This window comes from Kitasatospora sp. NPDC088134 (genome assembly GCF_044741705.1).
Lineage (GTDB): Bacteria > Actinomycetota > Actinomycetes > Streptomycetales > Streptomycetaceae > Kitasatospora.
In genome coordinates, this window is the sequence record NZ_JBIUTD010000008.1 from 127,920 (window position 1) to 140,415 (window position 12,496).

Consider the following 12,496-nt stretch of genomic DNA (forward strand, 5'->3'; position numbering starts at 1 on the left):
CCAACGGTCCGGAGTGGCACGCTCACTGTTGGAGAGTGCCTGTCTCGGGATGCGAGCGCGCCACCTGGACGGAAGGGACGGAACGGACACCCGTCCGGTGCGGGACGGGCGCCGATCAGGACGGGACGGACCTCGGGTCAGTGGCGCCGGGCGTGCGCGGCCCGGCGGCGGCGGGTCATCCAGACTGCGGCGCCGCCGGTGACCACCAGGGTGACGGCGCCCGCGGCGAGCGCCGTCGTCCCGGCCGCGCCGGTGGCGGCCAGCTCCTCGCCCGCCGCCTTGGGCACCGGCCGGTTCTGCGCGCTGCCGGCGGTCGACGGGGCGACGGCCGGGGCGCTGGTGGCGGGGGCGGGCACCGGCTTCTCGCAGGACACCGAGGCGACCGTCACCCGGCCCTCGACGGTGGCGACGTTCAGGTTCAGCGGGTTCAGCTTGACCTGCAGCTCCAGCGCGGAGGCCGCGGCGGTGGCGGAGGTGACCGTCTTCCTGGCGAACTCGACGTCGACGGTGCCGACGGCCGGCACGGCCACCTGGGTGGGCGAGTTGAGGCCGACGGCGACGGACTTGCCGAGCACCGTGACCCGCGCGGGCGCGATCACGTCGGCGGTCGGCTGCCCGTCCACCGGGCAGGTCGCCTCGGCGCTCATCGCCTCCAGGCCGACCAGGGTGGTCAGCGGCAGGCCGGGCGCGTGCAGGTCGGCGGCGACCAGTTTCACGGAGGCGGTGGCCTGTTTGTCGTCCACCTTGGTCACCGACTTGCCGACCTCGGCCTTCACCAGGGTGACCGGCCGCCCGCCGTCGACGCCGTCGACGGTGGCGGTGAGCATCGCGCCGTCGCGCCGGGCGGGCGACTCCACCTTGTTCAGCGCCACCGCGACCGGGACCTTCACCTTGTTCAACAGCGTGACGTCCAGCGCGAGTTCGGCCGTCACGGCGCTGGCCCGGCCGGGCTTGGCGACCGCAGTGGGCGTGGCGGGCGCCGCAGTCGTGGCGGGCGCGGTGTCGGCCGCAGCGGCCGGGAGCGGCAAGGTGACGGCGAGCGCGGACACCGCCAGGGCGGACGCGGCGACGACACGCAGGGTGCGCACGGGCAGAACGGGCATGGCAGGGACCCCCACACGACGGTGACTGGCGGAGCGCGCCCGCAGCCTCGCCCGGCGAACGGCCCTGCGGTGCCTCGAAGTCGGCTCGAAGTCGGCTCGCAGCTGCCTCGCTCGGGAAGGGGACTCGCGCTCCCGGCTGCCGCCAGTCTTCTCGAACAGTGCGTCACTTCAGCAACACAGAGCGTCATTTCACCCTTTGGGGTGGTGTTGACGCTCCACGTTGACCATTCGGGGGTTCGACCTGACGGATTCCCGTCGGGATCTGTCCGCCCGCCGGGGGTCGGCGGGCGGACGCGGCTCGATCCGTCAGCCGGTCAGGCCATAGGCCAACATGCCGTCCACGTCCGGGAGTCGGGAGAATCCGGCGCGCTCCATGACCCGCTGCGAGGGGACGTTGTCGGGCGTGGTGGTGGCGATCACCTGCTCCACCCCGGGGCGGGCCAGCGCCCAGCGGGCGAGCGCGCCGAGCGCCTCGGTGGCGTAGCCGTGGCCGCGGGCCGGCTCGACCAGGTCGAAGCCGATCTCCACCCGGCCGCCGTCCGGGGCGCCGTGGAAGCCCATGCCGCCGACGGCCAGGCCGTCCTCGGCCCGGATCAGGGCGTAGTTGCCCCAACCCGCCTGCCACAGACCGGCCGCGGCGGCGCCGGCCATCATCCGGGCGGCCACCCGACTGCCGTCGCCGGGCTCCCCGCCGAGCCACTCCAGGCCGGCGGCGCCGCCGTCCCGCAGCGACTCGGCCTCGGCCGGCAGGATCTCCCGCAGCCGGATCCGGTCGGCCGGGATCTCCGTCCGCTCCGGGGCTCCGGCGGTGGGCTGCTGCTCGGCGGACGGGGTGGTGAGGTCGGTCACAGGTGCTCCATCATTGCGGTGGTACTGATCGGTACCCCCGCAGCCTGCCGCAACTTCGTCCCCGAATCGAGGGTTTTTCGCCAGCCCGTTCGGGCCTCGCCGGTGTTGCCGTACCGGTGTCGTCGTGCCGGTGCTGCCGTATCGGGGTTGCCGCGCCGGTGTTCAGGCGGGCAGTCGCCAGTCGACCGGGGAGCCGCCCTGCCGGACCAGCAGGTCGTTGGCCCGGCTGAACGGGCGGGAGCCGAAGAAGCCGCTCGCCGCGGAGTACGGGCTCGGGTGCGGGGACTCGATGCTGGGCACCTGGCCGAGCCACGGGCGCAGTTCGCGGGCGTCCCGGCCCCAGAGGATGGCGACCAGCGGGCCGCCGCGCGCCGCGAGGGCCTTGATGGCCTGCTCGGTGACGGCCTCCCAGCCCTTGCCGCGGTGGCCGTTGGTCTTCCGGGCCTGGGTGGTGAGCGCCCGGTTGAGCAGCAGCACGCCCTGCGCGGCCCACGGGGTGAGGTCGCCGTTGGCGGGCGGCGGGAACCCGAGGTCCTGGCTGTACTCCTGGTAGATGTTCACCAGGCTGGCCGGCACCGGCCGGACCTCCGGCGCCACCGAGAAGCTCAGCCCGACCGCGTGGCCGGGCGTGGGGTACGGGTCCTGGCCGACGATCAGCACCCGGACGTCCGCGAACGGCTGCTGGAACGCCCGCAGCACCTGCGGGCCGGGCGGCAAGTAGGTACGCCCGGCGGCGAGTTCGGCGCGCAGGAAGTCGCCCATCGCGGCGACCTGCCCGGCCACCGGGGCGAGGGCCTGGGCCCAGCCGGATTCCACGAGTTCGTTCAGGGGTCGAGCAGCCATGGACGCCAGCCTATCGGCCGCACCGACAGCCGCAGTTCACCAGCCCGCGCCATCCGGACTGCCCCGTCCGGACCGCCCCGTCCGCCGGGGTCCCCCGAGGTCCCCCGAGGTCCCCGGGGTCAGCCGACCACCCGGCCGTTCAGGACGATGTGCGCGGGGGTGGCCAGGACGCGCAGGTCGGCGCGCGGGTCCTCGGGGTAGAGGACCAGGTCGGCGGGGGCGCCCTCGTCGAGGCCGGGGCGGCCGAGCCAGCTGCGGGCCGACCAGCTGGCGGCCGACAGGGCCTGGAGCGGGGTGAGTCCGGCCTTCGTCAGCTCGATCGCCTCCTCGGCGACCAGGCCGTGGGCGAGCGAGCCGCCCGCGTCGGTGCCGACGTAGACCGGGACGCCCGCGTCGTGGGCGGCCGCGACCGTGTCGTAGCGGCGGGCGTGCAGCCGCCGCATGTGGGCGGACCAGGCCGGGAACTTGGCCTCGCCGCCGTCGGCGAGCTTCGGGAAGGTGGCGATGTTGACCAGGGTCGGGACGATGGCGACGCCGCGTTCGGCGAAGGCCGGGATCAGATCCTCGGTGAGGCCGGTGGCGTGCTCGACGCAGTCGATGCCGGCGGCCAGCAGGTCGGGCAGCGACTCGGTGGCGAAGCAGTGCGCGGTGACCCGGGCCCCCTCGGCGTGCGCGGCGGCGATCGCCCCGGCGAGCGCGTCGCCCGGCCAGCAGGCCTTCAGGTCGCCGGCCTCCCGGTCGATCCAGTCGCCGACCAGCTTGACCCAGCCGTCGCCGCGCCGGGCCTCGGCGGCGACGTACGCGGCCAGGTCGCCGGGCTCGATCTCGTGCGCGTAGTTGCGGATGTAGCGGCGGGTGCGGGCGATGTGCCGCCCGGCCCGGATGATCTTCGGGAGGTCTTCGCGGTCGTCGATCCACCGGGTGTCGGCGGCCGAGCCGGCGTCCCGGATCAGCAGGGTGCCGGCGTCCCGGTCGGTGAGCGCCTGCTTCTCGCTGGTGCTGCGGTCGACGGCGCCGTGCGCGTCCAGCCCGACGTGGCAGTGCGCGTCGACCAGGCCGGGCAGCGCCCAGCCGGTGAGGACGGCGTCCGGCTCGGCGGCGGGGCGCTCGAAGGTCACCCGCCCGTCCACCGACCAGAGTTCGTCCCGGACGTCCTCCGGGCCGACCAGCACCCGGCCCCTGATGTGCAGCACCCCGCGGTCCGTCATGCCCCGCACTGTACCCGCGGCGCCACGGGTGCACCGGCCCGCGTGGGGCAGACTGGACGGCGGTGTCGCTCCGCTCACGAAAGGCCCTTGCCGCATGCTGCTCGACCTGCCCCCGCTGACCGCCGACCGGTTCGCCGCGATCGAGGACAAGGTGGCGGCGCTGCTGCGCACCCGGGCCGACGTGATCGTCACCCAGGGCGAGGCGCTGCTGCCGCTGGAGGCCGCGATCAAGGGCGCGGCGCACCCCGGCTCCACCGCGCTGAACGTGGTCACCGGCCCGTACGGGCAGACCTTCGGCGGCTGGCTGCGGGACGCCGGGGCGAAGGTGGTCGACCTGGCGGTGCCGTACGAGACAGCGGTCTCCGCCGAGCAGGTCGCGGCGGCGCTGGACGCGCACCCGGAGATCGACTTCGTCTCGCTGGTGCACGCCGAGGCCGCCACCGGCAACACCAACCCGGTCGCCGGGATCGCCGAGGTGGTCCGGCGGCACGGCGCGCTGCTGATGTTGGACGCGGTGGCCTCGGTGGCCGCCGAGCCGCTGCTCACCGACGAGTGGGGCGTCGACCTGTGCGTGATCGGCGGGCAGAAGGCGATGGGCGGGCCGGCCGGCGTCTCGGCGGTCTCGGTGAGCGACCGGGCCTGGGAGCGGATCGCCGCCAACCCGGCCGCGCCGCGCCGCTCCTACCTCTCGCTGCTGGACTGGAAGGAGCGCTGGACGGACGCCGGGCGGACCCAACTGCCGCACGCACCGGCCCAGTTGGAGATGCTGGCGCTGGAGGAGTGCCTGGCCGCGATCGAGGCCGAGACGCTGGACGCGGTGATCGCCCGGCACCGCGCCGCGGCCGCCGCCACCCGCGCGGGCGTCCTGGCCCTCGGCCCGCTCACCCGCGGCGCCCTCGCCCCGTACGTGACCCGCGCCGAGGACGCCGCCCCGGTCGCCACCACGCTGCGCACCACCGGCAACGCCACCGAACTCGCCGCCGAGATCCGCCGCCGCGCCCCGCACCTCCCCGTCCAGGCCGGCGGCGGCCTGCTCGCCTTCACCATGCTCCGGATCAACCACTACGGCCCGGCCGCCACCCCCGAGACCGTCCTCGCCGTCCTGGAGGCCCTGGCCGAGGCCACCGGCGTCTCCGCCGCCCCGGCGGTCGAGGCGGCCACCGAGGCCTGGGAGCAGGCGATCTGACGTTCCGTCGGACAGCGGGGAGCAGGCCGGAGGGTTCGTCGAGCACTCCTTCGTCGGCCGCCCGCATCGCCGGCCAGGAGCCGCCCCGGACGACCGGCAGGGCGGGCGGCAGGGCGGGCAGGACAGGCCCTCGGGGTGACAGGGTTCGGCTGCCGGTGGCCCGCCGTTCACCGGGGTGGCGACCGGTGTATCCGGACGGCGGCTTGGCTGGGCAACCCCCGTCGAGTTGTCTGTACAACCGGAGGCTGCTCCATGTCCGTGCCCAACCCGTACTGGCTGCGCGACAACTGCCCGTGCACCGACTGCCGCGACCCGCGCAGCGGGCAGAAGCGGTTCCGGATCGGTGACCTGCCCGAGGACCTGGCCGCCGTCGAGGCCGCCGAGGACGCCACCGGCCTGACGGTGCGCTGGTCCGACGGCCACCGCTCGCACTACCCGGCCGGCTGGGACGACCACGAGGAGCCCGACGACCGCACCGAGCACGCCAAACGCCTGTGGCAGGCCGCCGACTTCGCCTGCGGCCTGCCCGAGGCCGACTGGCCGGCCTACCTGGCCGACCCGGAGGAGCGGATCGCGGTGCTCGCCGCCGTCCGCCGCTCCGGCTTCGCGCTGCTGCGCGGCGTCCCGACCGAGCCGGGGCGGGTGCTGGAGGTGGCCCGCAGCTTCGGGTACGTCCGGGAGACCAACTACGGCGCGCTGTTCGACGTCCGGGTCGAGCCGGACGCCGCGAACCTGGCCTTCACCGACGCGGCGATCGCCCCGCACACCGACAACCCGTACCGCGACCCCGTCCCCACCCTGCAGCTGCTGCACTGCCTGCACAACGAGGCGGTCGGCGGTGACTCCGGGCTGGTGGACGGCTTCCGGGCCGCCGACCTGCTGCGGGCCGAGGACCCGGCGGCGTTCGCGCTGCTGGCCCGGACCCCGGTGCCGTTCCGCTACCGGGACCGCACCGCCGACCTGTCCGCCGAGCGGCCGATGATCGGGCTGGACCCGCGCGGCGCGATCCGCGAGGTGCGCTTCAACAACCGCTCCCTCGGTACCCTGCGCGGCCCGGGCGGCACCGAGCCGGACGTCTTCTACGCCGCGTACCGGGCGTTCGCCGCGATCACCCTGCGCCCGGAGCTGCAGTTGGAGTTCCGGCTCGGCCCCGGCGACTGCCTGGTCTTCGACAACACCCGCCTGCTGCACGCCCGCACCGCCTTCGAGGGGGCGTCCGGCCGCCGCCACCTGCAGGGCTGCTACGCCGACCTGGACGGGCTCTCCTCCACGCTGGCCGTGCTGCGCCGCAACACCGCCGCGCTGGACGAACTGGAGGCGCTGTTCGAGGGCGAGGGGGCCGACGAGTACCTGGGCGAGGCCGTCACGCTGGCCGAGCACATGCGGCAGGCCGGGGCGCTGGCCCGGGCGGCGGGCGCGCCGCCCGCGCTGGTGGCCGCCGCGCTGCTCCACGACATCGGCCACTTCCGGGGCTCCGGGCGGGAGTTGATGGCGGGCAGCGACAACCGGCACGGCGAGACGGCCGCCGCCCGGCTGTCCCGCTGGTTCCCGCCGGCCGTCACCGAACCGGTCCGGCTGCACGTCGAGGCCAAGCGCTACCTGTGCACCGCCGAGCCCGGCTACGCCGACCGGCTCTCCCCCGCCTCCGTCCACACCCTGGCCGTCCAGGGCGGCCCGCACACCCCCGAGCAGGCCGCCGCCTTCGCCGCCCACCCCTTCGGCCCGGACGCGGTCGCCGTCCGCCGCTGGGACGAGGCCGCCAAGGACCCGGCCGTCACCGCCCCGCCCTTCGCCGAATTCCGCCCGCTGCTCCTGGAGTTGATGGGCTGACCGCCGCCGCCCCGGACCGGCCCGCCCCCGATTACCCATCCGACCTGCGGATGTGCCATGATTCTTCTCGTTCGGCCGGAAGAGCGAAGAACCAAGGCCGATCATGCGTCGGTGGTGCAGCGGTAGCACACCTGTCTTCCTGGCAGGAGGGCTGGGTTCAATTCCTGGCCGGCGCTCGACAGAACAAGGAAGCCCCCGCCCTCCCGGACGGGGGCTTCCGCCGTTCCCGGGGTCTCCCGGGCCGGGAGGCGCCGCCCCCGGCCCGGCCGCACCCGGCGGGACCTCAGTCGTCGTCCCGGGCGTGCCGCGAAAGGGCGGACGAGGCCAGCGAGTTGTGGATGGAGAAGGCGACGGTGCCGGGCAGGTAGCGGTCCTGGGACCACTCGACGGGGGTGCCGGTGGGGTCGGTGGTGCGGCGCTTCTCGCGGAGCAGCGGGCTGCCGCGGCGGCAGGTGAGCAGGCGGGCGTCGTCGGCGTTGGCGGCGACCACGTCGATGGTGTGGTCGGCGTCGGTGAACAGGATGCCGTGCTCGCGCAGCGGCTCGGTGTGCGAGACCACGTCCGGGGGGAGCTGGGCGACCAACTCGCCGACCCGGGGCGGGTAGACGGTGCGCTCGACCATCACGGGGGTGCCGGAGAGGGTGCGCAGCCGGAGCGTCACGTAGACCTCGGTGCCGGGCTCCAGGCGGAGCTGCTCACGCTCGGCGGCGTCGGCGGGGCGGCGGATCAGCGATTCGAGCCGGCCGCCGGGCTCCTCGCCCATCGAGCGGGCCCAGTGGGTGAAGGAGAGGAGTTCGGAGAAGGACTGGACGCGGGCGCTGCCGAGGACGACCCGGCGGGTGCCGCGGCGGGAGGTGACCAGGCCGTCGGCGCGCAGCAGGGCGAGGGCCTGCCGGACCGTTCCGCGGGAGACGCCGTACTGCTCGGCGAGGGCGCCCTCCGCCGGCAGGCGTCCGGAGTCGCCGAACGAGCCGGAGGTGATCGCTTCGCGCAGGTCGGCGGCCACCTTGCGGTAGAGCGAGCCGGCGGCGCGGTCCTGGTCGAGTGCCACGTGCGTCGATGTCCCTTTGCTGGTACGGGGGTTGGAATGTGTTCGCGCCGTGATCGCGCGTACACCATTGACTGTAGCCGCTGCTCCCGCCCGCTCCGGCGCCGGGCGAGACCGTTCCCGCAGCCGACCCCCGTACTGGGCCGTCCGTTCACCTTCCCGTCACCGGGCTCGGGCGTACTTGCTCTCGGCGCCGGAAGTTGGCTGGCCAACTTGGTCAGGACAGGACCGCGCCGCCCCTCGAAGCATCCGCGCCGTACGCGCACCGCACCACCACGCACCGAACACTTCCCGTGATCTCTGCAGCTCCACTTCCTCCAGGAGACCCTCCCGTGACCGTGCACCGCCACCGCGCCGCCGCCCTCGCGGCCGTGCTGACCGCTGCCGCGCTCTCCCTCACCGCCTGCGGCTCCGCCGGCTCGACCGCCAAGTCCGGCGACACCGCCAAGGGCGGGAAGGACGCGAAGACCGCGACCTCGCTGGCCGACTTCGGCGGCATGGACGGCCTGGTGGCCGCGGCCAAGAAGGAGGGGAAGCTGCACGTCATCACCCTCCCCCGCGACTGGGCCAACTACGGCAAGCTGATGGACGACTTCAAGGCGAAGTACGGCATCGAGATCGAGGACGAGAACCCGGACGGCTCCAGCCAGGACGAGATCAACGCGATCAAGTCCCGCAAGGGCCAGGACCGCGCCCCCGACACCGTCGACCTGGGCTCGGCCTTCGCGCTGTCCGCCGCCAAGGAGGGCATCCTCGCCCCCTACAAGGTCGTCGCCTTCGACAAGATCCCGGACACCATGAAGGACCCGGCCGGCCTGCGGGTCAACGACTACGGCGGCTACGTCTCGATCGGCTGCGACGCCAAGAAGGTCGCCAACTGCCCGAAGACCTTCGCCGACCTGCTGAAGCCCGAGTACAAGGGCCAGGTCGCGCTGAACGGCAACCCGACCAAGTCCGGCTCGGCGTTCGGCGGCGTGTACGCGGCCGCCCTGGCCAACGGCGGTTCGCTGGACAACATCCAGCCCGGCATCGACTTCTTCGCCAAGCTGAAGCAGTCCGGCAACTTCAACCCGGTCGAGTCCACCCCGGCGACCGTCGAGAAGGGCGAGACCCCGATCTCGATCGACTGGTCCTACCTGAACGCCGGCTACACCGACGAGTTCAAGGGCAAGGGCGTCGACTGGAAGGTGTCGATCCCCAGCGACGGCTCCTACGCCCAGTTCTACAACCAGGCCATCAACAAGGACGCCCCGCACCCGGCGGCCGCCCGCCTGTGGATGGAGTACCTGTACTCCGTCGAGGGCCAGAACGGCTTCATGGGCGGCTACGCCACCCCGGCGCTGTTCGACGCGTTGAAGAAGGACGGCACCCTGGACACCGCCGCAGCCGCCAAGCTGCCGGTCGTCGAGAAGCCCTTCACCACCTTCCCGAGCTCGGAGCAGATCGACGCGGCCAAGAAGGTCGTGACCGATAACTGGGCCAAGGCGATCGCGGGCTGATCACCGACATGACCACGGCTCCCACCCCGGTGCCGACCCCGGCCGCCGCTGGCACCAGCGGCGGCCCGGGGGCTCCCGGCGCCGCCACCGAATCCCCCGCCACCGACTCCCCCACCGCCGCCACCCCGCCGCCGGTCGCGGCCGAGCGCCGTCTGCTGCGCGGCGGTTCCTGGCTGGCCACCGTGCCGCTGCTGGTGTTCTTCGCCATCGGCTTCGGCCTGCCGGCGATCGCCATCGTCACCGGCGCGTTCACCGTCTCCAGCGACTCGGACACCGACCCCGGGGCGTTCACCACCGCCAACCTCACCGACTCGGTGCAGGGCGCGTACTGGACGGCGCTGCTGTCCAGCATCAAGCTGTCCGCGCTCACCGCGCTGATCGGCACCGTGCTCGGCGTGCCGATCGCCCAGGCCGTGGTCACCTCCCGGTTCCGGATGCTGCGCGAGGCCGTGCTGACCGCCTCCGGCGTGCTCGCCAACTTCGGCGGCCTGCCGCTGGCCTTCGCCTTCGTCGCCACTCTCGGCAACGCCGGCGAGCTGACCAAGATGTTCCACCTGACCGACCACGGCTGGTCGCTGTACAGCTTCACCGGCCTGACCGTCACCTACCTGTACTTCCTGGTACCGCTGATGGTCCTCACCATCACCCCGGCCCTGGAGGGCCTGCGGGTGCAGTGGCGCGAGGCCGCCCAGAACAACCGGGCCACCGCGCTGCAGTACTGGCGGCACGTCGCGCTGCCGATCCTGTTCCCCTCGCTGCTCGGCGGCTTCGTGCTGCTGTTCGGCTCGGCGTTCGCCGCGTACGCGACCGCCGCCGCGATGGTCGGCGCGACCGTCCCGCTGATCAGCCGTCAGATCGCCGACGCGCTCTCCGGCAACGTGCTGGTCGGCCAGGGCAACCTGGCGCTCGCGCTCAGCCTGGACATGATCATCGTCGCCGTCCTCGTGATGGCCGTCTACCTGCCCCTCCAGCGTCGGAGTGCCCGATGGCTCAGCTGATCTCCCGCCTGCGGATCTGGCGCGGAGCCGTCCTGCTGCTGGCCGGCCTGTACTTCCTGATCCCGATGGCCGCCTCGGTCTGGTTCTCGATCGACAACCAGGACGGGATCTCCTTCGACGCCTACACCGGCCTGCTCTCCGCGCCCGGCTTCACCGACAGCCTGGTGCTCACCCTGGAGCTGGCCGCCGTCACCGTGGTGGTGCTGCTGCTCCTGCTGGTGCCCGCGATGATCGCGGTCCGGCTCGGCTCGCCGAAGCTCCGCCCGGTGCTCGAAGTGGTCTGCACCCTGCCGCTGGTGGTGCCGCCGGTCGCGCTGACCGCCGGCGTCATCGGCGTGCTGCGCTGGGGCCCGGACTACCTGATGGACACCCCGTTCTTCCAGACCTTCGTGTTCGTCCAGCAGCCCGAGTTCCCGCTGGTCCTGGTCATCGCCTACGTGCTGATGGCGCTGCCGCTCGCCTACCGCGCGATCGACTCCGGCCTGCGCGCCGTGGACGTGCGCACCCTGGTCGAGGCCGCCCGCAACTGCGGGGCGAGCTGGCCGCGGGCCGTGTTCTCGGTGATCCTGCCGAACCTGCGCGGCGCGCTGCTGAACGCCGCCTTCCTGACCCTGGCCCTGGTCCTCGGCGAGTTCACCACCGCCTCGATCCTCGGCTACCAGCCCTTCGCCGTGTGGATCTACTCCGTCGGCAACAGCCAGGGCCAGATGTCCGTCGCGGTGTCCGTGCTCAGCCTGCTGATCACCTGGGTGCTGCTGCTCCTGCTGGCCGCCGCCGGCCGCGAGCGCCGCCACAAGACCGCCGCCACCTCCTGAGCCCCCGACCGGAGACCAGTCATGAGCACCGCCACCGTCGCCCCCGCCGGGTCCACCACCGCCAGCGCCACCGTCGAATTCCGTTCGCTGCGGCGGCAGTTCGGCACCACCACCGCCCTCGACGGGCTCGACCTCAAGGTCGAGCCGGGCGAACTCCTCGCCCTGCTCGGCCCGTCCGGCTGCGGCAAGACCACCGCGCTGCGCGTCCTCGCCGGGTTCGAGACCCACGACTCCGGCGAGGTCCTGGTCGACGGCGAGGACATCACCCGCATCCCCGCCCACAAGCGGGACGCCGGCATGGTGTTCCAGTCCTACAGCCTGTTCCCGCACCTCACCGCCGCCGACAACGTCGCCTTCGGCCTGCGGATGCGCGGCGCCGGCAAGGCCGAGCGCCGCAGGCGCGCCCAGGAGCTGCTGGAGCTGGTCGGCCTGCCGCAGCGCGCCGACCACTACCCGCACCAGATGTCCGGCGGCCAGCAGCAGCGCATCGCACTGGCCCGGGCGCTCGCCCTGCAGCCGCGGGTGCTGCTGCTCGACGAGCCGCTGTCCGCACTGGACGCCAAGGTCCGGCTGTCGCTGCGCGAGGAGATCCGCCGCCTCCAGCAGGAACTCGGCATCACCACCCTGTTCGTGACGCACGACCAGGAGGAGGCCCTCTCGATGGCCGACCGGGTCGCCGTGCTCCGGGCCGGCCGGCTCGAACAGTGCGCCACGCCCTCGGAGCTGTACTCCCGCCCGGCCACCGCCTTCGTCGCCGAGTTCGTCGGCACGATGAGCCGCATCCCCTGCGTCCGGGCCGGCGACGGCGAGGTCGAGGTGCTCGGCCGCCGCCACCCCGTGGACGGCGAACTGCCCGCCGACGGCGACCTGCACGTGCTGGTCCGCCCCGAGAACGTCGAGCTCGCCCCGGCCGCCGAGGGCCCCGCCCAGGTGGTCTCGGCCTCCTTCCTCGGCGCGGTCACCCGCCTCACCGTCCGCCTCGCCGACGGCACCGCGATCAAGGCCGACCTCCCCACCGAGACCGCCGCCGGCCTCCCGGTCGGCACCCGCGCCACCCTCACCCTCCCGGCCCGCCCGGTCCTGGTCGACCGCGCCGCGACCGCCGCCGCCTGACGGA

11 protein-coding genes and 1 tRNA gene are annotated in these 12,496 nt (G+C 73.9%); 7 read left to right on the top strand and 5 right to left on the bottom strand.

Annotated elements, in window-relative coordinates:
* Window positions 1-137 precede the first annotated feature (137 nt).
* From ACIOHG_RS15585 to ACIOHG_RS15600, 4 genes are all read right to left on the bottom strand, one after another.
* The gene (locus ACIOHG_RS15585) at window positions 138-1,103 is read right to left on the bottom strand and encodes an SCO1860 family LAETG-anchored protein (RefSeq protein WP_400950246.1); all 966 of its coding nucleotides are present in this window, start codon (window positions 1,101-1,103) and stop codon (window positions 138-140) included.
* 306 nt (window positions 1,104-1,409) lie between these two features.
* Complete coding sequence (locus tag ACIOHG_RS15590) at window positions 1,410-1,952, bottom strand: GNAT family N-acetyltransferase (protein ID WP_400950250.1); 543 nt, start codon at window positions 1,950-1,952, stop codon at window positions 1,410-1,412.
* A gap of 162 nt (window positions 1,953-2,114) precedes the next feature.
* A complete protein-coding gene (locus ACIOHG_RS15595) occupies window positions 2,115-2,795 on the bottom strand; it encodes a uracil-DNA glycosylase (protein ID WP_400950252.1) in 681 nt (226 codons plus the stop codon).
* Window positions 2,796-2,914: 119 nt separating this feature from the next.
* Complete coding sequence (locus ACIOHG_RS15600; protein ID WP_400950255.1) at window positions 2,915-4,003, bottom strand: amidohydrolase family protein; 1,089 nt, start codon at window positions 4,001-4,003, stop codon at window positions 2,915-2,917.
* A gap of 94 nt (window positions 4,004-4,097) precedes the next feature.
* Here ACIOHG_RS15600 and ACIOHG_RS15605 point away from each other — a divergent pair, with 94 nt between their 5' ends.
* The 3 genes from ACIOHG_RS15605 to ACIOHG_RS15615 all read left to right on the top strand — a co-directional run bounded on the left by ACIOHG_RS15605 (window position 4,098) and on the right by ACIOHG_RS15615 (window position 7,195).
* Window positions 4,098-5,189, top strand: a complete 1,092-nt coding sequence (locus ACIOHG_RS15605; protein WP_400950257.1) for a pyridoxal-phosphate-dependent aminotransferase family protein — start codon at window positions 4,098-4,100, stop codon at window positions 5,187-5,189.
* Window positions 5,190-5,441: 252 nt separating this feature from the next.
* Entirely contained in the window at window positions 5,442-7,019 is a 1,578-nt protein-coding gene (locus ACIOHG_RS15610; RefSeq protein ID WP_400950259.1) for a TauD/TfdA family dioxygenase, read from the top strand.
* A gap of 105 nt (window positions 7,020-7,124) precedes the next feature.
* Window positions 7,125-7,195, top strand: a tRNA-Gly gene (locus tag ACIOHG_RS15615).
* Between the two features lie 107 nt (window positions 7,196-7,302).
* Here the strand turns inward: ACIOHG_RS15615 and ACIOHG_RS15620 are convergent.
* Complete coding sequence (locus ACIOHG_RS15620) at window positions 7,303-8,070, bottom strand: GntR family transcriptional regulator (RefSeq protein WP_400950262.1); 768 nt, start codon at window positions 8,068-8,070, stop codon at window positions 7,303-7,305.
* A gap of 329 nt (window positions 8,071-8,399) precedes the next feature.
* On the opposite strand from ACIOHG_RS15620, the gene ACIOHG_RS15625 reads away from it, so the two are divergent.
* From ACIOHG_RS15625 to ACIOHG_RS15640, 4 genes are read left to right on the top strand one after another with little or no spacing between them, the layout of a single operon-like run.
* Window positions 8,400-9,566 (top strand): ABC transporter substrate-binding protein, encoded by a 1,167-nt coding sequence (locus ACIOHG_RS15625; RefSeq protein WP_400950264.1) that lies wholly within the window; start codon window positions 8,400-8,402, stop codon window positions 9,564-9,566.
* Between the two features lie 8 nt (window positions 9,567-9,574).
* Window positions 9,575-10,564 (top strand): ABC transporter permease, encoded by a 990-nt coding sequence (locus tag ACIOHG_RS15630; protein ID WP_400950265.1) that lies wholly within the window; start codon window positions 9,575-9,577, stop codon window positions 10,562-10,564.
* Window positions 10,552-11,379: an ABC transporter permease gene (locus ACIOHG_RS15635; protein ID WP_400950267.1), complete on the top strand. Its 828-nt coding sequence runs from the start codon at window positions 10,552-10,554 to the stop codon at window positions 11,377-11,379. The genes ACIOHG_RS15630 and ACIOHG_RS15635 overlap by 13 nt, the downstream gene beginning before the upstream one ends.
* A 21-nt stretch (window positions 11,380-11,400) precedes the next feature.
* Window positions 11,401-12,492 (top strand): ABC transporter ATP-binding protein, encoded by a 1,092-nt coding sequence (locus ACIOHG_RS15640; RefSeq protein ID WP_400950269.1) that lies wholly within the window; start codon window positions 11,401-11,403, stop codon window positions 12,490-12,492.
* The last annotated feature ends 4 nt before the right edge of the window (window positions 12,493-12,496 follow it).

Excerpts from the sequence above, each read along its gene's own strand:
- ACIOHG_RS15610 (WP_400950259.1), top strand. The coding sequence starts at position 5,442 with ATGTCCGTGCCCAACCCGTACTGGCTGCGCGACAACTGCCCGTGCACC.
- ACIOHG_RS15640 (WP_400950269.1), top strand. The coding sequence starts at position 11,401 with ATGAGCACCGCCACCGTCGCCCCCGCCGGGTCCACCACCGCCAGCGCC.
- ACIOHG_RS15630 (WP_400950265.1), top strand. The coding sequence starts at position 9,575 with ATGACCACGGCTCCCACCCCGGTGCCGACCCCGGCCGCCGCTGGCACC.
- ACIOHG_RS15605 (WP_400950257.1), top strand. The coding sequence starts at position 4,098 with ATGCTGCTCGACCTGCCCCCGCTGACCGCCGACCGGTTCGCCGCGATC.
- ACIOHG_RS15600 (WP_400950255.1), bottom strand. The coding sequence starts at position 4,003 with ATGACGGACCGCGGGGTGCTGCACATCAGGGGCCGGGTGCTGGTCGGC.
- ACIOHG_RS15635 (WP_400950267.1), top strand. The coding sequence starts at position 10,552 with ATGGCTCAGCTGATCTCCCGCCTGCGGATCTGGCGCGGAGCCGTCCTG.
- ACIOHG_RS15595 (WP_400950252.1), bottom strand. The coding sequence starts at position 2,795 with ATGGCTGCTCGACCCCTGAACGAACTCGTGGAATCCGGCTGGGCCCAG.
- ACIOHG_RS15585 (WP_400950246.1), bottom strand. The coding sequence starts at position 1,103 with ATGCCCGTTCTGCCCGTGCGCACCCTGCGTGTCGTCGCCGCGTCCGCC.